Genomic DNA, 19,371 nt, shown 5'->3' on the forward strand with positions numbered 1-19,371 from the left:
GGTGTCTCCTGTCGTTTCAGTGCGGCGGACTCAGGCTGCAGTCGCTTGCCTGTCGAGGACGCCGAGCGCATTGCGAGCCGCGGCGACGCCCATGTTCACGTAGGCATCGCTGGTGACTCCGCCGATGTGTGGGCTCAGCACGAAGCCTCTCTCGCCGTGGAAGGGGTGGCCAGCGGTCATCGGCTCAACGGCGAAGCTGTCGAGCCCTGCACCGAATACCTGGCCGGAGTGCACCGCGGCCAAAAGCGCTTCCTCGTCGATCAGTCCGCCTCGGGCCGTGTTGACGACGATCACGCCGTGTTTGCACTTCGCAAGCGAGTGAGCATTCACCAGGTGGCGGTTGTCTACCGTCAAGGGGCAGTGCAGGGAAATTGCATCGGACTCGCGCCAGATCGTCTCCAGGTCAACGGCGCAAACGCAAGGGGGCAGGTTTTTTTTGGCGTAGGGGTCAAAACCGATGACGCGCATGTCCAGGGCATCGGCCATCCGAGCGAAGCGCAGGCCGATAGCGCCCAGGCCGATCAGGCCCACCGTTCGGCCGGCCAACTCGATGCTCTTGTGCGTTGCCTTGTCCCAATGGCCGGCCTGCATGCGGGCATCGAGCGAGACCACGGATTTGGCGCAGGCGAGAAGGAGCGCCATGGCCTGTTCAGCAACGGCCGCAGCATTGGCGCCGACAGCGGCGACGACTTCGATTCCTCGCGCTTTGGCCGCTGCGCTATCGATGGTGTCTGTGCCGCTGCCGTGCTTGGAGATGACACGCAGCGCAGGCGCCGCGTCCATGGCCGCCGCGCCCACTTTGCTGTAGCGCACGATGATGGCAACCGGGTTGTGCTTGGCGCTCAGGGCCACGATTCCTTCTTCGGTTGGCGTCTTCCCGGCAAAGACCACTTCATGGTCCTTCAGCAGGGCCAATGCTTGCGGCGCGAGATCTGCGCCGGTGACGAGGATGGCGCTCACAGCGTCTCCCCTTCTTTCAGGACTCCAGCGGTGAGTAGGGCGGCATTCAGCCATTTGGCGGCCGTGTCGCCCGTCTTGATGGCCGCGATGCGCGCGGCCTCGTCCTTGACCTTCTTTGCCGCCAGCGGCAGCAGCGCCTCGATCTTCTCGCGCTCGACCACCACCACGCCGTCGCCGTCGCCGATCACGAAGTCCCCGGGGTGCACCGTGACGCCGCCGATCGACACGGGGTGGCCGATGCGCCCGCCGATACTCTTGGTCGGACCATTCGGGTTGGTTCCGACGGAGAACACCGGATAGTCCATCTCGTCGATCTCGATGCTGTCGCGGCACGCACCGTCCATCACCACACCGGCGATACCCCGTTGTTTGCACGCGGTCATCATGATGGTGCCCATCAAGGCGGAGGTCTGGTCGCCCTTGCCATCGATCACCAGAACATCGCCTGGCTTGGCCATCGCGATGGCGGCATGGATCATCAGGTTGTCGCCGGGGCGCACCTCGACCGTGAGCGCCGTTCCCGCGAGTTTCATACGCGGCCTGAGCGCCTTGATGCGGCCGTCAAGCGCGCCGCGTCGGCCGGCCACATCAGCCAGGATTGCCGGCTGCAGCTCGGAGGCCTGCGCCACGATAGGGGCAGGGACGCGTTCGAAGTCGCGAATGATGTCAGGAAGATTGGACATGAGCTTCTTTCGTGGGTGTTGACGTGGGGCGGGAGGGGCCTGTCGGTGCGATACGGGCGTGGCTCCGCCGAGCCTGGGAACGGTGCGGGCCCGTCCCTGCCTTCAGCGTTTCAGCGCGCGTGTGCGTGAGGGTTGGTCAGTCGACCTTGGCGCCGGATTCCTTGACGATCGGTGCCCAGCGCACGATGTCGTCATGGATCAGCTTCGCGAACTCGGCCGGGGTGCCACCGAGCGCATCTGTGCCTTGGCTGGAGAGCTTCTTCTTGACTTCAGGGTCTTGCAGTGCCTTGTTGAACGCACCGTTGAGCTTGTCCACCACATCCTTCGGCAAGCCAGCCGGCCCCGCGATGCCGAACCAGGTGACGGCCTCGAAGCCCTTGAAGCCGGACTCCGCGATCGTGGGTACGGCCGGAAGGTCGGCGGTTCGCTTGGCAGAGGTCACGGCGATCGCGCGCATCTTCCCGTTCTTGATGTACCCAATCAGGGTGGGTACCGAGGACATGTACATCTGGAGCTGGCCACCGATCAGATCGGTTGATCCTTGCGCAGCGCCCTTGTACGGAATGTGCGTGAACCTGACACCGGCGGTCTTCTGGAACAGCTCGGTGGCGAGATGTGCCACCGTGCCGCTTCCGGAGCTGGCGTAGTTCAGCGTTTCGGGTTTGGCCTTGGCTGCGGCCACGACGTCGGCGAGCGATTTGTAGGGCGAAACGGCAGACACGACGAGGACGAGCGGCGCGCTGGCGACGCTCACGATCGGCGTCAGGTCTTTCTCGGGGTTGTAGGGCAGCTTGGGATACAGCGTGGGGTTGATCGCCAGGTTGCTCGTCTGGCCCAGGACCAGTGTGTAGCCGTCCGCGGGCGATTTCGCCGCAGCGTCCACGCCGAGGTTGCCGCCGGAGCCCGGCTTGTTGTCGATGATGATCGACCAGCCGTTGGCGACGGATACCTTGTTGGCGACTTCACGCGCAATCAGGTCTGTGCCGCCGCCGGCGGGAAACGGAACGATGAGCTTGATGGGCCGCGAGGGATAGGCGGCCTGGGCCGAAGCCGGCGCGCTGGCCAGGAGCATCCCCCCGGCGGCGAGAGCAGTGGCCGCGAAGCCAATGAATCGGCGCGGGGCCGCTGCGGGGGAAGCGCGATATTGCATGAACTTGTCTCCGGTTGAACCGACCCTGCGCGATTGCGGGCGATGTGTTCAGTGGAGGCAAGTATTCGTCTCTCGGCTCATTCAGTCCAATCGATACTTTTTGGAGATCGATAGATTTGACTTTGGGTATCAGACCGCTGACACGTCGGCGTGCTTGGCGAGCAGGTCGATCAAGCGTTGAGCTGCGGGGGAGATATAGCCAGTGTCCCGGTAGGTCACGACCATGCGGCGGCGCATGGTCGTGGCGGGCAGCTTCACTTCCCGCAGGGCAGCGCCCGATCGACCGGCCTGCAGGTGCAAACGCGAGATGAAGCTCAGCAGACCGGTCTCGCCAATCAGGCTAGGGAGCATCAGCAGCATGGTGCTTTCGACCTGCACCACCGGCCGTGAGATGCGATGGCGATCGAACGTCTGGTCGAGCCAGTCTCGCGTCGGTGCTCCGGGCGGCTGGAGCACCCAGCGGTAGCCCGTCAGATCTTTCAAACTGAGTTTGGGTTTGTCGAAGATCGCGTGCGCTTCGGCGGCGGCGACCACGATCACGTCTTCGGCCAGGTACTGCGAGGCGAACCCGGGTTCCGCGGGAACTTCAGTGCCGACCATCAAATCGATGTCGCCTGCACGTAGCAACGGCTTCAACGCGTCCACCAGCGCGACGCTGGTCCGCAGGGTCACATCGGGCGCTTCGCGCATCAGGTCTCGTGCGGCGGGCGGGAGCAGAAACTGGGCCGCGGTCGGCACGATGCCGATCTTGATGTTGCCGCTCAAGCCATGTCCGATATCCCCAATCTCACGGCGGGCGCTTTCCACGTCAAAACGTGTGCGCTGAGCCCATTTGAGCAAAACTTTTCCGGCGGTGGTCAGTCGGATCCCGCGGCCGGTCCTCTCGAAGAGGGGCGCGCCGCATGCCTCCTCAAGGCGACGCACGCAACTCGTCAACGCAGGTTGCGTGCGATGCAGCCGTTCGGCCGCGCGCCCCATGTGCTCGAGCTCGGCAATGACTTCAAAGTACTGGAGATCGCGCAGATCCAGGATGTAGCTCCTTGGGTTGAGAGAGACCGCGTGGAAGACTGTAAGGCAGATGGGACACACCCTGGTCAACGGAAGGCTACGTCTGCAATCCAGCCGCCCCCCGGGCCGGGGAGATTCTCCCCTCCTCCGCTCGACCTTCTCGCCGGGCCCCGTTGCACAAAGATCGGTTCCTCCCTGCAAGGGCTCAGGGCCGGAGTTCATGGTTCAGTGAGAAAAGTTCAGAGTTAGGTGAGAACCGACAACTGTGCCGCATGACACACACACCACCTGTCATGCGACGGCAAAACCTGACCTCGTCGACAAGCACCGATGCGGACTTACCTGCGTTTGGTGACGCATGGAAGGTACGGATGCGACACCATTACCGTGTCACGCACCGATTTGCGTCACGATTTCCTGTTTCGCTTCGAACAACCAATTGCGCGGGCGCCGCGGTCACCGAAGAAGACACACACCACACACCACCCCCTCCCCCCTTCCCCGGCTCAGCCGTTGCCCTCGTCCATTCTTATCGCCGACGGGAGTGGCTACCGCATTCGTGATCGCTGCGTGACGGTGGCAATGCAGGACGCGGACCTGCCAACAATGCACTCACGTTGCCCTTGCGTTGCGCGTAGCCGCTAGAGGACCCGAGCAGCCTTCAACGCGGCCAGTTGCGCGGCATCCAAGCCCAGTGCGCCGAAGATCTGGGCGTTGTGCTGCCCCGTGTCGGGGCCAACCGAGGGAACCGGCGCCGTCCTCCCACCGAAGCGTGGCACCGCCACCGGCGCCGGGATGGCGCCGAGCACCGGATCCATCAGCTCGATGGTCGCGCCGCGCGACTTGAAGTGAGGGTCGGTCTGAGCGTCGGCGATCGAGTAGACCTTGCTGAACGGAACCTCCTGCCGGTCCAGGAGCACACTCAGCTCGTCGAAGGTCAGGCTGCGGCACCAGGCCGCCACGATGCCGTCGAGTTCCACCAGGTTCTCGGTACGCCGCACGTTTGTCGAGAAGGCCGGGTCGGCCGCCAGGGCGTCACGGCCCATCGCCCGGCACAGCCGCGCGAAGATGGGGTCGGACGAGCCGACCAGTGTGATCCATGCGCCATCGGCCGACTGGTAGACGTTGGACGGCGCGGTGTAGCCCGCACATGAACCGGTCCGTTCGCGGGCTGCACCGCTGAACTTGTATTCGGCAGCCAGCGGGTCCAGCAAGCGCATCATGGCTTCGGTCGCCGACAGGTCGATCTCCACGCCCTTTTGCTGCTCCCGCGGCATAGCGTTGCGCTCGACCAGCGCGGTGGCGATGGAGAACGCGCCGAACAAGCCTGCGATGGCATCGCCCAGCGGATAGTTCATGTGTTGCGGCGGCCCCCCGGGCTCGCCGGTCAGGTGAGCGAAGCCGCTCATGGCTTCGAAGATCCGCGCGAAGCCGGGTCGGCGCGCGTAGGGGCCGGTCTGTCCAAAGCCGGTGATCCGCAGGACGATCAGTCGCGGGTTGGCCGCGTGCAGAGTCGGCAAGTCAAGCCCCCACTGGGCCAACGTTCCGGTGCGGAAGTTCTCCACCAGGACGTCGAATCCCTCGATCAACCGCAGGAACAGCGCCTTTCCTTCTGGCTTGCGCACATCCAGCGAGATGCCCTGCTTGCCACGGTTGGCGGTCTTCCAGAAAAGCGCATGTTCCCCATGCACGGGTGCCAGCCCGCGCAACGCGTCGTTGCCCTGGGGCAGTTCGAGCTTGACCACCTCGGCACCCATGTCGCCGCACAGCGTCGCCGAAAACGGCGCGGCCAGCACCGTGGCCATGTCCAGGATCCGGACGCCGCGCAGGGGATAGGCGTTGTCGTCCATCAGTTGGTCTTCAGGTCGATGGTCTTGAGCACCGGGTCCCAGGCTCGGCGGTCGGAGCGAATGCGCTCCTCGAAGGCGGCGCGGCTGGGGTCGAGCGGCGTGGCGCCGAGCTTGGCCAGCCGTTCCTTCATGGCGGGTGTGGCCATTACCTTCGTCAGGGCCTGATTCAGCGTGTCGACCACGGCCTTGGGCGTCCCCTTCGGCGCGACCAGACCCATCCACAGCCCGGTGTCCAGACCCGGTAGGCCCAGCTCGGCAAAGGTCGGCACCTCGGGCACGGCGGGCGAGCGTGTCTTGCCGGTCTGGGCCAGGATGCGGATCTGGCCGCCCTGCAAGTAGGGCAGCGTTCCGCCGAGGTTGTTGCACATCACCGGGATATGTCCGGCCATCAAGTCATTCACGGCGGGCGCGTTGCCTTTGTAGGGGACGTGCTGCAGCTTGATTTTCGACTGGTGGTTCACCATCTCGCACACCAAGTGTGAAGGCGTCCCCACGCCGGCGGAGCCGAACGCCATCGAGCCAGGCTTGGCCTTGTCTGCGGCAATCAGCTCAGCCAGCGACTGGTACGGCGTCTTGGCGTTGACGGCGATCACGTTCGCTAGGTCCGCCACCAGGCCCACCTGGACGAAATCGTCCACCGGGTTCCACTTGAGGTCCTTGTGGACGTAAGGCAGGAACACGTTGGTCAGGCCCGCCATCAGGATGGTGTAGCCGTCGGGCTGCGCCTTGGCGACGTACTCCGAGCCGATCAGGCTGCCGGCGCCGGCCTTGTTCTCCACGACTATCTGCTGGCCCAGCGCGGCGCCCAGGTCGACGGCCAGCGCGCGCGCCACCAAGTCGGTGCTGCCTGCCGCCGGGAACGGCACGATCAGCTTGATCGGCTGGCTGGGATAGGCGGCCAGGGCAAGGCTGCTGCCCAGGCCCAGCGCGATGGCCGCAGCGGCGCGGCGAAAGAATGCACTCGTTCTCATGGTGTTGTCTCCAGGGTCTTGGCAGATAAGGAAGCAGAAGAAGTCTTGAGGAATCGGCGGCCAAGGGTGGCGCGGTGGAGCTCGGAGGCACCGTCGTAGATGCGAAACGGCCGCAGCTCACGCAGGATCAGCGACACCGGCGAGTCTTCAGACATGCCAAGCGCACCCATCAGTTGCGCGGCACGGTCGGCCACGCGGTTCAGAGCCTCGGAGACGAAGACCTTGGTCATCGCGGTTTCGGTCTTGACCGAAACCCCGGCGTCCATCCGCATCGCGCAATCAAGCGTCATCAGCCGACTGGCATGCAGGTCGATATGGCAATCGGCCACCATGGCCTGCACCTGCTGCAACTCAGCCAGGCGCTGGCCGAACGAGGAGCGCTCGTTGACGTAGGCCTGCGCCAGCTCGAGCGCGCGGCCCGCGCGGCCCAGCAGGCGCATGCAATGCGACAGCCGCGCAGGCTCCAGGCGCTGCTGTGCGTAGTCGAATCCCTTGCCCACTTCGCCCAACACCGCGTCGCTGCGCACCTTGCAGTCTTGCAGCAGGATTTCGCCGTGACCACCGATGGCGAAGGGCTCGATCGCGCGGATCGCGCGCACCAGCTTGAAACCGGGATTGTTGGCGTCGACGATGAACTGGGTCGGGCCTTCGGAAGTCTGCGCCAGCACGATGGCAAATTGCGCGCCGATGGCGCCGGTGATGAACCACTTGCGGCCTTCGATCACCCAGCCTTCGCCAGAGCGCACGGCCGCGGTCTGCAGCATCGACGGGTCGGAGCCGGCGCCCGGATGCGGCTCGGTCATGGCGAAGCAGGAGCGGATCCGGCCGTCGGCCAGCGGCCTGAGGTACTGCTGTTGCTGCGCCTCGCTGCCGTTGCGCAGCAGGCTGATCATGTTGGGCTGGTCGGGCGCCGCGCAGTTCATCGCGCCCGGCGCAAGGTAACTGCGACCGGCTTCCTCCAGCACAGTGGCGCGCTCCGTCCAAGTCAGGCCCAGCCCACCGTGTTCGACCGGCAATTGGGGCAGGTAGAGGCCCTTTTCACGGGCTATCGGGCGCAGCTCAGCCAGCACGCGGTCTAGCGCCGACGGATCGTGCAAGTGGGACACATCCTCGCGGGGCAAGGCTTCGGCCTCGACGAAGCGGTTCACCCGCCGGCGCAAGTCATCCAGCCGCGAAAGGGTCCGCATCAGGCCTTCCCCTTCGCATGCTCGCGCAGCACCAGCTTGGCGATGTTGAGCTGGTGGATCTGGCTGGTACCTTCGTACAGGCGGAACAGGCGCACGTCGCGGAAGTAGCGCTCGATCGGGCTGAAATCGGCGACGTAGCCGGAGCCACCGAACATCTGCACGCAGCGGTCGGCCACGCGGCCGCACATCTCGGAGGCGAAGTACTTGCACATCGAGGCCGCGAGGGCCACGTCCTCGCCGCGGTCGCGCGCGCGTGCCGTCTCGGTGATCATGGACTTCGCCGCAAAGATCTCCGTGCAGCTGTCCGACACCATGGCTTGCATCAACTGGAAGTTTCCCACCGGCTGGCCGAACTGCTCGCGCTGCTGCGTATGGTCGATGGCCAGCTCCAGCATGCGGATCGCCGGGCCGGTGCACAGGGCCGACAAGTGGAGGCGCTGCTTGTTGAGCACCTTCATGATGGTCTGAAAGCCCGCGCCCTCGCGCAAGCCGATGATGTGAGAGGCCGGCACCCGGCAGTCTTCCAGGACCACGTCGGACACGGGCGAGCCGGCCTGCCCCATCTTGCGATAGGGTGTGCCAGTCGTGAGGCCGGGTGCGCCGCGCTCGACGATGAAGGCCGTCAATCCCGCGCTGCCGCGCGTGCCCTCTTCGGTGCGGGCCAGCACCGTGAACACGTCAGCAATGGGCGCGTTGGTGATGAAGCGCTTGAGGCCGTTCAGCACGTAGTGGTCCCCATTCCTGCGCGCGGTGGTCTGCACGTTGGTAGCTTCCGAGCCGGCCTCCGGCTCGGTCAGCGCCAGGCAACCGGTGAGTTCGCCAGTGGCCATGCGGGGCAGCCAGCGTTGCTTCTGCTCCTCGGTGCCGTCGGCCACCAGCGCTTCAGATCCGATGCCGGTGTTGGTTCCGACGCGGGCTCGCAGCGCCACCGAGGCTTGCGACAGCTCGAACGCACACAGCACCAGTTCCTCCGTGGTCAGGCCGAGGCCGCCATAGGCCTCGGGAATGCTCCATCCGAAGTAGCCCTTGCGGCGCAGTTCCCGCACCAAGGGCTCGGGCACCTCGCCGAGGCGCTCGACCTCGTCTTCCATCGGGTGCCAGCGGTCGCGCACGAAGCCGCGGATGTCGGCCAGGAGCGCGTCGAGTTGCTTAGGGTTGCGAATCATGGACCGGACTCTAGTGGGCGGCGTACGATTGAGCGCACCACAGTTCCATATATTGGAACTACGATGCACAGAGCCTGCGCGTCACCACCAGAATCGAACCATGCGATCTCCAAGCCCCGTACACCAGATCAAGGACCAGGGGGACCTGCGCAAGGTGCGCGACGCCGATCCGGATTTCGCCGGCACCCTCGCCAAAGGTTTGTTGATCCTGCAGAGTTTCGTGGCGGATCCGCGCGCGCACGCCAACAGCGAGTTTGCGCAGCGGCTGGGCCTCCCCCGGTCCACCGTGTCGCGCCTGTGCCGCACGCTGCAGGCGCTGGGCTTCCTCGACCACGACGATCGCCTGGACCGCTACTTCATCGGACCGGCGGCCGTGACCTTGGCCTACCCGTACGTGATCAACACGCCGCTGCTCAGCCAGCTGAGGCCCGCGATGCAGGCCCTGGCCGCGCGCGTCAAGGGCGCAGTCTCGGTCGGCGTCGCCATGGACCTCGATGTGGTCTACGTCGAATCGGCAGCACACGAGCGAGGTACGCTCAAGCGCCCGGGCGTCGGCGCGGTGCGCGGCATCGTCGAAACAGCCATGGGTCGCGCCTGGCTGGCCCAACTCGAGCCGGCGGAACGCGCGAGTTTTCTGGCGCGCGCCAAGCAACAGCGACCGGACGACTACGTCCGCACCTCGGAGGGCATGCGCGAAAGCGTCGCGAGCTACAGCAAGCGCGGGTTCGCCATCAACCTGGGCGACGCCGGTCTGGGCGTGCACGCGGTCGGTGTCGCCTCCCGCATTCGCTATGGCTCGCGCCGCCTGCTTTTCAACTGCGCCGTGCCAGGCTATCAGGCGCGGCCAAACGACCTGCTCAAGACCATCGGTCCCAGTCTGGTGGAATTGGTGAACATGGCGGACCGACAGGTGGGCTTGCGCTGAAGGCTGGCCGGACGATCACTGATCGAGATCGCGTCAACGATTCTTCCGTGGGCTTCTGTCCTCTGCGTGTAGTGGCGCGAACGGCGCATGCCTCGCGTACGCCTGAGATGCTGCTGAAGTTCCTTCTTCAAGGCCCCACGGGCTTGAATGAACAGGCTGCGGTAGATGGTCTCGTGTGACACGTAGCAGTTCTCGTCGCACGGGTAAGTATGCTTGAGCCATCCGGCAATCTGCTCCGGCGACCACTGCAGCTGGAGCTTGTCCGTCCGACGCGCGCAAAGGCCCGGTTCTCAGCCAGCTTGCAGCGCTTGGGGCGATGGGCCCGGTCCCAAGCTGCCTGGTCGGCTTGAGCCGCACGATAGCAGTCTTGACCACCATGCCTGCAGGGCCGCCGCCTGCGCAGAGTGCTTCTCGGCACGCGAGGGCTTGTGGGCCTTGCCAGCCTTGCGCCGCGGCACCTGCGCAAAATGCTCGCGTGATGCTGTTCCGGAGATCTGGAAGCCCGTGCTCTGAATCGATGCTTCATGAGATGCGATCTCCTTCTACACCCAGGCCCTCGGCGCGATCCACGTCCGAACACTAGTTCAGGTCCTTGTCCTTCCAGACCTTCGAGCCTCCGAGGGACACCCCCGCCTGTAGGCCGGCCTTGGTCAGCACGTAAGCGGTGCCGCCCGAGAAGGCGACAGCACCCGCCTTGATATTGGCCTCGTCCTTGCCGGTGCCAGCGCCCGCGGCAGCGCCGGCCGAGGCATCCCAGCCGTTGTCGATGAAGTCGGCCAGCGACTTGGCATCCTTGAACACGAAAAGATAGCGCGTGTCGGAGGCCCCGATCTGCAGGCCAGCGCTCGCCTGAGCGATGTCCATGTACGTGTCCTTTTTGGACTTGCTGTCGTGCGCTATGCCCTTCCCGCCCGCTCCGCCAAGGCCGAAGCTCAAACCGTAGGTCGTGAACACGGCGTAACCGGGCGCCTTGCTTACCGCGTTCTTGATCTCGGCATCGGCCTTGTAGAAGTCCTCGAGCGCCTGCTTGACCTTTGCCCTGACCTCGGCCTGCTTGGCGGACTTGTCCTGCGCGTAGGCACCGCGGGCCAACAACGATGCCAGCGATGCACCGATGACGAGTAGCTTGCGACGTTTCATTTCGTTCTCCTTTCACGTGTCGTGCACATCCGCCTCATAGGCACGAGGGAGTCCGCCTCGGAGGCACTCTCCCTGCGAGCGACCCGTCCGAATGCTCCCACAGATCTGGTCACCTCGGCTATTGGACCAAGGGAAGTCCACGCCCAGCGAGGCTGGCGGTGCCCATGCCTTCCTTCCAGACAGCGAGGTCCCTAGATGTCGACAAAGTCCGAATCGCCATTGAGGCGTTTCGCGTGCCAGTCGTCAATAAAAGCGCGCGATCGGTCGGACAGGGAAGCGATCGCGCTGGCGCCGTCCTCGTGCTTCCCACTCAGGGCGATCCGGCATTTGTGGCCGTCCTTCCAATGAAGATCCGCGTGCCCAGAGATGATTCCATCGAGCATCGAACCGTCCAACTCCACCACCACATTCCAGCCGTCGTACTCGAAACGATGAGTTGCAGAGTTAGTCATCACAAGACCTCCAAGTCGCTTCCCCCCACTCCCTCGAAATCCACGTATTCGAGCAGCAGCGGCGCCACAGCCCGCAGGAACGCAAGTTCGCACGGCTTGACCTCGCGGCGTTCGACGTCGAAGTGGCACAAAATCCCGGCGACCGGCCCTGCCAGCGGGCCCACGGCCACACCGCAGTACGACGCGATCGGCCCGCCGAGTGAAGGCAGGCGGCGGTCCGTGCTGCAATCCGCACTGACAAATTCGCCGTTCGCAACCGTCAGGCAGCACAGGGTCTCCAGGAGGAAAGCGCTTCGCAAATACGCCCGGTCCTCCCTGAAGCGATCGAACACACAAAGCGGACGCATGGCGCGGTTGACGAACCCGTGCATGGCCGTGTACCGAAACTGGGTTCGACCATTCAGCAGTTCGAGCGCTGACGAAAGACCGCGCTGCGCCAGGTGCGCTCTGAACACCAACAACTGCTCCTCGAAAGGGAGGTCGGTGGATGTCATGTTGGAGCCTCGAATTTTTCAAATTGTCGAGTGGACCGCGCGTTTTTCAGTATAGGTCAGGTTACTTACCAGCGACTTGTTCAGTACGTGGTCAACTCGCTCCGCAGACGCGAGAGCAGCTCAAACTCCGTCCCGTACTTCGCCTCGAACCGGGCCTTCCACGGGTGGCGGCTGACCTTCACCACGTTCAAAGGGGAGCCCTACACCCACGATGGCATGAGCACGGCTTGGACGCGCGCGCGATCGGGCAGGGACCAAGAATGCGCACTTCCACGACCTGCGCGCCAAGGCTCTGACGGACAAGAATGACAGCCAGAGCATCGGCGAGGCGCGCAAGATGGGCGGGCACTCCACCGAGCAGCAGACGATCGATCACGTCCGGCACAAGAAGCCGAAAGACCTCCGCGACACGCTGAAAAAGTGTCTACGCCGGATAATGCTCTGCCAAGCTTTTATAACGAAAGGCAACCATGTTCAGCAATATTGTCAATGCCATCATCTGGATGCTGATCGTCGGCGTGGCTTGGTATCTGGTGAGCTTCATCCCGATCCCGGCGCCGGTGGGTACGATCATTACGATCCTGTTCCTTGCACTGGCCGTGGTCGTGCTGCTTTCCAGCTTCGGCGTAATCAACGTTGGGGTGCCACGCCTGTACAACAAGTGATTCACAGGTATGTCTAGCGGTGTCAGCATCACCCTCGTCTAGACCACGCTCAAGGGGGAACCCTACACCTACGATGGCGTTCGGTAGCCCCATCGCAAGTTGGGCGGCGATTTGAGCCTCGGCGAGCACGATGAGCGCGCGCCGCTGATCAGGCGCCAGCCTGTGGTGTTCGTCAAAGCCGCTGTCGCCCCACGTTCGCTCAGCCCCAGGAAAGGAGCCGCCATGTCCTTGGAGCTTCTTCGCCAAATCGCCGAGCGAAGGCTGCCATACACGTTTTGACGGCTCAGGTGGCGCGCTTGTCGCGATCGGGCCGCGGCCAGAAAACCGGGATGCCCTGGCGCGCGCAAAGGGCGCGTGCTTCCAGGTGGGCGGATCGGACAGTGGCACGGGTTGACTGATATCAGGCAGTTCGGGGTCCACCCGCTCAGGGGACCCTGCGGCCCGGCCGACGGCATGACGGTCAGCCAGTTGTCCGAACTGCTTCGGCAAGGCCCTGTCTGGGGAAAACTGGAGGACCGTGTCGAAAGTCCGTACAAAAGGACCGACACCCAGATCGGCGATCGGCGCTGTTGGAATTCGCCGTGCTGATGTCTACTTCCCGTCGACTGTAGCTAGCTATAGCGCGGAAACTTGCCTCTCCCACGGCCAGCGCGCGCTCGGCGGCCGCGACATGCCAGCCTCGCTGCCCCCGCCTGCCTCCCCTCGCCTGGCGTCGCGGCTGGCCCGGACCCACGCGGGGGGCGTTCTGCTGCGGTGCAGCACGCCACTTTTCATGTTGTGGCAAGAATGCAGGAAATGGTGTCGCACCAGACCTGAAATGGTGAAAAACTGTCGCGCGACACCAAATACTCCCCTGCTCCACAAATCGCGACGCGCACTTGCGCGTCTTCGGTGTTGCATGCGTCGGGCCTTGGCGACTCGATTACTTGTTCTCGCTCGGATCTGCGTCACCATTTCTGGTTCGGCGTGGTCGCGTGACATGGCGATCGGACACTGGTCGAGGGACCGCTTTGTGGCAGCCATCGTGTCCGCTCTATAAGCCCGCAGTCGCAGATGGCCGGGGATTTGCAGAAGCGGGCGTGCTCTTGACCTATTCCCCAGACTTCAAGGAGCTCGCGACTAGCGCCGCGGGAATGGTCTACAAGATATTGAACGGCACCAAACCGTCAGAGCTGGCGTGCTGGCAACGGATGCGCTACGAGTTGAATGTGAACCTGGTGACGGCCAAGGTGTTGGGCATCACAGTTCCTCGGGATCTTGTGGCGCGTGCAGACAGGGTGATCAGATGACGAGCGGTGGTTGGAGACTGCGCCTTGCGTTTCGGTGCAGGGCCAGAGACCGGTCTTGGCCCGACTGTAGCCGTAAGGCCCCGCAGCCCGAGACCTGGCATGGCAACTGATCGCTCCGTTTGGCGTCGCTTCATTCGTATGGCTCGGCTCGGATAACGTCGCCAACAGTGTCGTCGGGCACCGCTCAAGATGCGTGGGATCCGACGATGCCGCCGTGCTGGAAGACGCCGGCTACGGGTCGCGCACGTTCAATCCTCGTCGACGTCCCCGAGAAGCGCCTCCTCCTCTTCGGCCGGCAGGCAGTAGGTGAACGCGGTTCCGTTGGTGTAGCGCACGACCAGGTCGATGTCCTGGGTCTTCTCCTCGCCGAACTCCATCAGGCAATCGGCGAACGCAATGCTTTGGCGCTGAATACCTTCCAGAATCCTCTCGTTGGGCCGCTGGGTCTTGATGCCTCGGCTGCGGATGGTAGATGCAGAGAGGATCTCCTTGAGGTGGTGAATCCCGGTTTGGTTCTTGAAGTGAATCGTCAGGTCGACCTCGGACACCAGGCCGCAGCCCAGGATCTTGACGGCTGCGATCAGTTCGATGAATTGGTCCTGTACCAAGCTCAAGAGGCGACCGGACGGCGGCTGGAGCCTGGGATCAATCTTCTTTGGGGCTGTCGGATTCTTCATGCGCGGCTTTCAGAAGAAGTCGTGAATGGGTGGATCTGGTGGGCGGCTGGTGCTCAGACAAAGTTGCTTGATGGGGCGCCAGTTTGCAGTTGGCAGGCGCCCTCGAAACGATGGATCAATTATGGGATCGGGGGGCTTCGGGATCGGTTTCGCCCTGCGGCAAACCCGGTTACCGACCGTTGGTGTTTTGCATTTCGGAACGCTGGTCGAGGTCGAGTTGGGGGGTAATCGCACACCCTGGTGGAACGAGCCCTTGGTGACGCACGACATTCAGGTTCAGACACGACCGCACTGACCGCAGCCAGTGGCGCCACGCTGACGGCGACCCGCATGCGCATCACAACCACGGGTGACGACGCCTCGCGATGGGCGCGGTAGCCGTTCTGAACGGCACCTCAATCTGGCCGATTCGACGGTCACGACTTCGCGTGTCTCCAGAAGATCGCACGTTCGGCTGGAGTATTTCGCCGGAATGACCATCGTGGGCGGTCGTCGATTAAAACCCGGACACTTGTGTTCGTGGAGTCAGCGAACATGCAGAAGCCCGGCACCCTCCCCCTTTTGTGGACGCACCGTGCTCGTCATAGTCCATCCCGTCCCCTAGGGCCTGTTCCAGGATTTTGCCGTGCCCAGCGGGGCTGCAGGTGTGGCGACGATTCGCTGCGGTGCAGCATGGCATTTTTCACGATGCGGCAGTAGGACAGGAAATAGTGACGCACCAGACCTGAAATGATGACGCATGCCCGCTCCACGCACCCCAGCGTCCAGCTTTTAATCGGGTTCGCCGGGCCGAGCAGCGCCAATGTTTCACGACATTTTGAAGCATTTGATTTTTTTGTTTTGTGACAATGACTTATCGATCTTTTCTCAACGATCTGGCTCGAATGTTTCACGAAATGATGCAGCCGCTAGGCATTTTGTCGATTCATGCCCGCTTGTCGCACATAATTAGGTTATTGCATAACCAAATAAGCCGATGCAGCCCACTCCAGTCTTCGTCGACATTCGCCTGGCGAGCCCTGCCGACCATTCCCCGGCCAATCAGAATGAAGAATCCGCCAGGGAAGTCGTGGCCAGCCAAGGGTGGCCAGCCGTCTGCACTTTGGCAGAACTCGGCCGCATCCTGACGTTGATCCATGGCGTGCGCGCACCCGCCGATGCTTCCCTCAAGAAGTGGAGCGCCGCAGGTGCATTCAGGGCCTGCATGGCCAGCCAGGCGGAGATCGACACGAGCGAAGCGCCCTCCTCGCTCACCCACGAAGCGCTGCAACGACCGCGGCGCAGCGGTCGTCCCGGTCTCAGGCTGCGCACCGCGGCGGCGATCGGACGCGTGTACGAACTGTGGCCTTTCCTGGCCGAGTCCGATTCCCACGCAGTCCTCGAACTGGCTGTGGCCCGCACCGCCGACCACTTCCGCTCCGCCCTCGGCCCCATCTCGCCCCCGCCCTCGGTGCAGGCACCCGCGGTGGCCACGCCGGAGCCAGTGCTGCAGGAGGTTCAGGAGGTTCAGGAGCAGCTTGCGATGCTGACGCGGGAAATGGCTGCGGTGCGTCGGGAGCTCGCCCAGTTCTCGACGCTGCGCAACAACCTCATTACCAAACTGGACGATGTGGTGGCACGCGCCAAGGACGGCTTTGCCGGCGGCGCGCAGGCCGCGGGGCCCGGCTTCGACCCCTTGGCCGAGGCACGCCGCGATCGGGACATGGGCATCATGAAATCGACGCTGGCGGAGATTCTCGCGTCGCTGGAACGCATCGAGGCGGGTCGCTCCTGATCACTGCGGGCCGGGGGTAGTTTGAAACTACCCCCTCCACGGTTCGGTGCCGGACCCCAAAAAAAAGGGGGGTAGTTTGAAACTACCCCCCCTTTGCCTTCAGCCCGACACTCAGATCGAATCGACAAATCCCTGCATCGCCTTGATCAGAGCCTTCTGCTGATCCTGGTTCAGCTTGATCGACAGCCTCACCGAGGGCCGCCCGATGGCGTCGAACCTCAAGGAGCCCACCTTCTGGCCAGCCACCTTCAGCGCATGGCTGGCCTGTGCCGGCAGCGGAGCGGCCTCGGGCACCACCGAAGGCGGCGACACCAGCCCGGCAAAAACACTCTTGGCGGGCAGCACGCCTTTGTCCATCGACAGGGCCTGCGCCCGCGCGAGCAAACCCGATTCGTCTTCGATCATCGCCTTGCCGAGATCGGTTGCCCAGGCCAGCTGGATCGATTGCGGCGTCGGAAAGGCCGCAATGACCGTCGCAGGCAGTCGAGCCAGCGCCAGCGCCTTGCCGAGATTGCTGATGTCGACGCCCAGCGCCGCCGCCATCTGCCGGTTCGAGGGATAGACACCTTTGTCGAGCGCGCGCAGGTACGTCATGCCCTGCTCCCAGGGCGAAGGATCCGCCCTGCCCCGGTTCTCCCGGTCCATCTCCTCGATGAGCGCCCGATCGTCCAGGTTCTCGACCACCGCCCAGACCGGCAAGCCGATCTGGCGGCAAGCCTCGTAACGCCGGTGCCCGAACACCAGTTCGTAGCGCGGGCCATCGCCTGGATTCGCGATCGCGCGAACCTTGATCGGCTGCGAGTTCCGGCCAGCCTCCTGGATCTCGCGCTTGAAATCCTCGAACAGCTTTCCTTCGAAAGCCGACGCATGCCGGTTGGCGAACTCGCTGCGCGCGATGTCGGCGGTGTCGATGAGGCGTGCCGGCAGCGCGCCATCCCAGCTGCGCAGTTCCTCGCTGACTTCGCTCAGGCGCCCTTCCAGTTCGTCCACCTGCGCTGCGCGCACTCGAAGCTGGTCGTTCTCCCGCAACAGATCCGAGCGCTGATCGTTGGCAAATGCCATCATCGCGCCGGGCGCCGTCTTGGGCTTTGCGAGCTCCGGATTGGGCTGCGCAGTCGGCATGATCGACGCGAAGTCGATCTTGGAAGCTTTGTCTTTCAATCCCATGTCAAACCGCCGTTTCCAGAACTTGCCGCTCCGCGACCTGACGCGCCCAGACCGCCTCGATCTGCTGCTCGATCAGTTCGCACATCCGGTCGTAGGCCACCCTGGCCCGTGAGAAGGTCTTGGAGTTGACCGACCCCCGCGGCAGATCGTAGACCGTGCCGAACTCGGCGCTCGCCGTCGCCGCCACCGCGGTCTTCGGGATCTCGATCGGCAGTACCTTGTCGCCATAGCCCTCGAGCACCCACTGCCGCACCACCGAACTGGCGGTGTCCGATGCCTCGACACGCGACAACAGGACGTCGATGAACTCGAAACTCTTGTCTTTGCCGCGGCTGCGGACCAATTGGTTGCACAGGTCCGAGAACAGGTCCCAGAACTGGGCCGAGCTCGCGAAGTCCAGCGCCGACGGCGGCAGCGGCATGATCACGCCGTCCGCCGCCATCAGCGCGTTGATGGTCACGTAGCTCAGCGAGGGTGGCGTGTCGATCACGATGACGTCGTACTCCTCGCGCGGCAGGTCCAGCCCGCGGTCCAGCACCCGCCAGAATTCGAAGCCGGGATCCCGGGCCTGGCGCGCCGGCAGGTGGAATTCCGCACCGTAGAGCAGGGGGGCCGCGCACACCAGGTCGATGTTCGGCCAGTAGGTGGGACGGACGGCGTACTTCAGGTTTTCCTGATCGCCGGTGAACAGCGACATGGCCGTGTGCTCGGTCTCGACTTCGGCATCCGGCAGCACGCCGAACAGCGTCGTGGCGGAGCCCTGGGGATCGAGATCGACCAACAGCACGCGGTGGCCACGCATCGACAGGCCCTGTGCCAGCGTCACGGCCGATGTCGTCTTGGCCACGCCGCCCTTGAAATTGGCCACCGTGATCGTGATGCCCGCCGCGCCTTCGGGCCGCAGGTGCTCGGAACGCAATTCGCGCGCCCAGCTCTGGGCCTCCGCCATGGTCCACTCGCGGCTGTTGCCGTGGATTTCCCCGGCAGGCAGGTCGCCGCGCGTGAGCCGGTACGAGATCTTCGACTTGTCGACACCGCACAGGTCCGCCAGTTGCACCGCCTTCAGGCTGGGCGCAGACTTCACAGCGGTGGGCGCCAGCATCGCCGAGCGGATGCGGTCCATCATCCCGGCGATCTTGTGTGCCTGTTGCTCGATGTCTTCCAGGTTCTGACGTCGAATGGTTTGCTTGATGTCCACGGAATCTGCCTTGAAAGTTTGAGTGTCGTGCGATTATGCAGGGCACTGGGGAAAAAACGAAGAATGGCCGCGATATCAAGTGAAGACTTGGACGCGGATCCCGCTTTGGGTCCCTTTTCTTGGCTCTCTCCCGAGATTAAGAGAGAAACTTGAATAACTTCAAGAGATTAAGCGCCGGGATAACTGGAATTTCTTCAATTAAATCAACGACTTAGAGTCAATCCAGCGGCCCATCCGTCCAGACTTTAATCGCTTGCGTCCAGCTTTTGATCGGATGCGTCCAGCCTTTGGTCGGAATCCGTCCAGCTCCTCATCGGCGGGGTACACAGCCTTATCCACAGCCGGATTCGGCCGGTTCGGAGGCCGTTTGACGCAAGTGTCCGGGTTTTAAGCGGGCTCTCGGGCTCGCCTGGCGCCTCTTCGGAGGGCGGTCTGGGCCGAATGTCCGGCTTTTAATCGCCTCGCGGCCACCCTGATTCGGGCCCGCCTTCCGCAAACGTCCAGCTTTTAATCGGCCCCGCCGCGCCCCCTCGCACGCCAAATGTCCAGGAATTGATCGGCCTCGGCGGCGGCCGACACCGCTGGCTTGTGTCCAAACCCGGTTGGACATAAGAT

At 63.8% G+C, this 19,371-nt stretch carries 19 protein-coding genes and 1 pseudogene; 4 read left to right on the plus strand and 16 right to left on the minus strand.

What is annotated here, in order from left to right; genetic code table 11:
* Nucleotides 1-30: 30 nt before the first annotated feature.
* The 8 genes from AC1D2O_RS01785 to AC1D2O_RS01820 form a co-directional block, all read right to left on the minus strand.
* Nucleotides 31-960 (minus strand): NAD(P)-dependent oxidoreductase, encoded by a 930-nt coding sequence (locus AC1D2O_RS01785; protein ID WP_478088380.1) that lies wholly within the window; start codon nt 958-960, stop codon nt 31-33.
* Nucleotides 957-1,643 (minus strand): RraA family protein, encoded by a 687-nt coding sequence (locus AC1D2O_RS01790; protein WP_478156053.1) that lies wholly within the window; start codon nt 1,641-1,643, stop codon nt 957-959. The genes AC1D2O_RS01785 and AC1D2O_RS01790 overlap by 4 nt, the downstream gene beginning before the upstream one ends.
* 136 nt (nt 1,644-1,779) lie before the next feature.
* On the minus strand, nt 1,780-2,793 hold the full coding sequence (locus tag AC1D2O_RS01795; protein ID WP_478088376.1) for a tripartite tricarboxylate transporter substrate binding protein: 1,014 nt from the start codon (nt 2,791-2,793) through the stop codon (nt 1,780-1,782).
* Between the two features lie 129 nt (nt 2,794-2,922).
* Nucleotides 2,923-4,023, minus strand: coding sequence for a LysR family transcriptional regulator (locus AC1D2O_RS01800; RefSeq protein ID WP_478088375.1), 1,101 nt, complete (start codon nt 4,021-4,023; stop codon nt 2,923-2,925).
* Nucleotides 4,024-4,442: 419 nt separating this feature from the next.
* Nucleotides 4,443-5,651: a CaiB/BaiF CoA transferase family protein gene (locus AC1D2O_RS01805; RefSeq protein WP_478088373.1), complete on the minus strand. Its 1,209-nt coding sequence runs from the start codon at nt 5,649-5,651 to the stop codon at nt 4,443-4,445.
* Nucleotides 5,651-6,622: a Bug family tripartite tricarboxylate transporter substrate binding protein gene (locus AC1D2O_RS01810; RefSeq protein ID WP_478088372.1), complete on the minus strand. Its 972-nt coding sequence runs from the start codon at nt 6,620-6,622 to the stop codon at nt 5,651-5,653. The genes AC1D2O_RS01805 and AC1D2O_RS01810 overlap by 1 nt, the downstream gene beginning before the upstream one ends.
* Entirely contained in the window at nt 6,619-7,809 is a 1,191-nt protein-coding gene (locus tag AC1D2O_RS01815) for an acyl-CoA dehydrogenase family protein (protein WP_478156054.1), read from the minus strand. The genes AC1D2O_RS01810 and AC1D2O_RS01815 overlap by 4 nt, the downstream gene beginning before the upstream one ends.
* On the minus strand, nt 7,809-8,975 hold the full coding sequence (locus AC1D2O_RS01820) for an acyl-CoA dehydrogenase family protein (RefSeq protein ID WP_478088369.1): 1,167 nt from the start codon (nt 8,973-8,975) through the stop codon (nt 7,809-7,811). Before AC1D2O_RS01820 ends, AC1D2O_RS01815 begins: the two co-directional genes overlap by 1 nt.
* Nucleotides 8,976-9,075: 100 nt before the next feature.
* Between AC1D2O_RS01820 and AC1D2O_RS01825 the strand changes: the two genes are divergently transcribed.
* Nucleotides 9,076-9,900: an IclR family transcriptional regulator gene (locus tag AC1D2O_RS01825; RefSeq protein WP_478088368.1), complete on the plus strand. Its 825-nt coding sequence runs from the start codon at nt 9,076-9,078 to the stop codon at nt 9,898-9,900.
* Here AC1D2O_RS01825 and AC1D2O_RS01830 read toward each other — a convergent pair.
* The 4 genes and pseudogenes from AC1D2O_RS01830 to AC1D2O_RS01845 all read right to left on the minus strand — a co-directional run.
* Nucleotides 9,897-10,282, minus strand: a pseudogene (locus tag AC1D2O_RS01830) (transposase); the annotation flags it as partial. The gene AC1D2O_RS01825 and the pseudogene AC1D2O_RS01830 overlap by 4 nt on opposite strands.
* A gap of 197 nt (nt 10,283-10,479) precedes the next feature.
* A complete protein-coding gene (locus tag AC1D2O_RS01835; protein ID WP_478088366.1) occupies nt 10,480-11,040 on the minus strand; it encodes a lipid-binding SYLF domain-containing protein in 561 nt (186 codons plus the stop codon).
* Nucleotides 11,041-11,231: 191 nt separating this feature from the next.
* Entirely contained in the window at nt 11,232-11,492 is a 261-nt protein-coding gene (locus tag AC1D2O_RS01840) for a hypothetical protein (RefSeq protein WP_478088365.1), read from the minus strand.
* Nucleotides 11,492-11,986, minus strand: a complete 495-nt coding sequence (locus tag AC1D2O_RS01845; RefSeq protein ID WP_478156056.1) for a hypothetical protein — start codon at nt 11,984-11,986, stop codon at nt 11,492-11,494. The genes AC1D2O_RS01840 and AC1D2O_RS01845 overlap by 1 nt, the downstream gene beginning before the upstream one ends.
* A gap of 470 nt (nt 11,987-12,456) precedes the next feature.
* Between AC1D2O_RS01845 and AC1D2O_RS01850 the strand changes: the two genes are divergently transcribed.
* Together AC1D2O_RS01850 and AC1D2O_RS01855 are read left to right on the plus strand one after the other, a co-directional pair.
* Nucleotides 12,457-12,651 carry a hypothetical protein gene (locus AC1D2O_RS01850; protein WP_286521153.1) on the plus strand — a complete coding sequence of 65 codons (195 nt, stop codon included), beginning with the start codon at nt 12,457-12,459 and terminating at the stop codon, nt 12,649-12,651.
* Nucleotides 12,652-13,625: 974 nt separating this feature from the next.
* Complete coding sequence (locus AC1D2O_RS01855; protein WP_477650469.1) at nt 13,626-13,940, plus strand: ABC transporter substrate binding protein; 315 nt, start codon at nt 13,626-13,628, stop codon at nt 13,938-13,940.
* A 248-nt stretch (nt 13,941-14,188) separates the two neighbouring features.
* Here AC1D2O_RS01855 and AC1D2O_RS01860 read toward each other — a convergent pair whose 3' ends face one another.
* Together AC1D2O_RS01860 and AC1D2O_RS01865 are read right to left on the minus strand one after the other, a co-directional pair.
* Nucleotides 14,189-14,617 (minus strand): hypothetical protein, encoded by a 429-nt coding sequence (locus tag AC1D2O_RS01860; RefSeq protein ID WP_477650468.1) that lies wholly within the window; start codon nt 14,615-14,617, stop codon nt 14,189-14,191.
* A gap of 581 nt (nt 14,618-15,198) precedes the next feature.
* Nucleotides 15,199-15,510: a hypothetical protein gene (locus AC1D2O_RS01865; protein ID WP_477650467.1), complete on the minus strand. Its 312-nt coding sequence runs from the start codon at nt 15,508-15,510 to the stop codon at nt 15,199-15,201.
* Nucleotides 15,511-15,593: 83 nt separating this feature from the next.
* Here AC1D2O_RS01865 and AC1D2O_RS01870 point away from each other — a divergent pair, with 83 nt between their 5' ends.
* Nucleotides 15,594-16,391: a hypothetical protein gene (locus AC1D2O_RS01870; protein ID WP_478094433.1), complete on the plus strand. Its 798-nt coding sequence runs from the start codon at nt 15,594-15,596 to the stop codon at nt 16,389-16,391.
* A 111-nt stretch (nt 16,392-16,502) separates the two neighbouring features.
* Here the strand turns inward: AC1D2O_RS01870 and AC1D2O_RS01875 are convergent, their stop codons facing one another.
* Entirely contained in the window at nt 16,503-17,558 is a 1,056-nt protein-coding gene (locus tag AC1D2O_RS01875; protein ID WP_478094435.1) for a ParB/RepB/Spo0J family partition protein, read from the minus strand.
* 1 nt (nt 17,559) lies between these two features.
* The gene (locus AC1D2O_RS01880) at nt 17,560-18,756 is read right to left on the minus strand and encodes a ParA family protein (RefSeq protein ID WP_478156058.1); all 1,197 of its coding nucleotides are present in this window, start codon (nt 18,754-18,756) and stop codon (nt 17,560-17,562) included.
* Nucleotides 18,757-19,371 lie beyond the last annotated feature (615 nt).

This window comes from Variovorax sp. P1_G12 (assembly GCF_056405555.1).

What these genes read in the sequence shown, in the direction of transcription:
- AC1D2O_RS01790 (WP_478156053.1), bottom strand. Translation starts at nt 1,643, where the DNA reads ATGTCCAATCTTCCTGACATCATTCGCGACTTCGAACGCGTCCCTGCC.
- AC1D2O_RS01795 (WP_478088376.1), bottom strand. Translation starts at nt 2,793, where the DNA reads ATGCAATATCGCGCTTCCCCCGCAGCGGCCCCGCGCCGATTCATTGGC.
- AC1D2O_RS01800 (WP_478088375.1), bottom strand. Translation starts at nt 4,023, where the DNA reads ATGAACTCCGGCCCTGAGCCCTTGCAGGGAGGAACCGATCTTTGTGCA.
- AC1D2O_RS01805 (WP_478088373.1), bottom strand. Translation starts at nt 5,651, where the DNA reads ATGGACGACAACGCCTATCCCCTGCGCGGCGTCCGGATCCTGGACATG.
- AC1D2O_RS01810 (WP_478088372.1), bottom strand. Translation starts at nt 6,622, where the DNA reads ATGAGAACGAGTGCATTCTTTCGCCGCGCCGCTGCGGCCATCGCGCTG.
- AC1D2O_RS01815 (WP_478156054.1), bottom strand. Translation starts at nt 7,809, where the DNA reads ATGCGGACCCTTTCGCGGCTGGATGACTTGCGCCGGCGGGTGAACCGC.
- AC1D2O_RS01820 (WP_478088369.1), bottom strand. Translation starts at nt 8,975, where the DNA reads ATGATTCGCAACCCTAAGCAACTCGACGCGCTCCTGGCCGACATCCGC.
- AC1D2O_RS01825 (WP_478088368.1), top strand. Translation starts at nt 9,076, where the DNA reads ATGCGATCTCCAAGCCCCGTACACCAGATCAAGGACCAGGGGGACCTG.
- AC1D2O_RS01835 (WP_478088366.1), bottom strand. Translation starts at nt 11,040, where the DNA reads ATGAAACGTCGCAAGCTACTCGTCATCGGTGCATCGCTGGCATCGTTG.
- AC1D2O_RS01840 (WP_478088365.1), bottom strand. Translation starts at nt 11,492, where the DNA reads ATGACTAACTCTGCAACTCATCGTTTCGAGTACGACGGCTGGAATGTG.
- AC1D2O_RS01845 (WP_478156056.1), bottom strand. Translation starts at nt 11,986, where the DNA reads ATGACATCCACCGACCTCCCTTTCGAGGAGCAGTTGTTGGTGTTCAGA.
- AC1D2O_RS01850 (WP_286521153.1), top strand. Translation starts at nt 12,457, where the DNA reads ATGTTCAGCAATATTGTCAATGCCATCATCTGGATGCTGATCGTCGGC.
- AC1D2O_RS01860 (WP_477650468.1), bottom strand. Translation starts at nt 14,617, where the DNA reads ATGAAGAATCCGACAGCCCCAAAGAAGATTGATCCCAGGCTCCAGCCG.
- AC1D2O_RS01870 (WP_478094433.1), top strand. Translation starts at nt 15,594, where the DNA reads ATGCAGCCCACTCCAGTCTTCGTCGACATTCGCCTGGCGAGCCCTGCC.
- AC1D2O_RS01875 (WP_478094435.1), bottom strand. Translation starts at nt 17,558, where the DNA reads ATGGGATTGAAAGACAAAGCTTCCAAGATCGACTTCGCGTCGATCATG.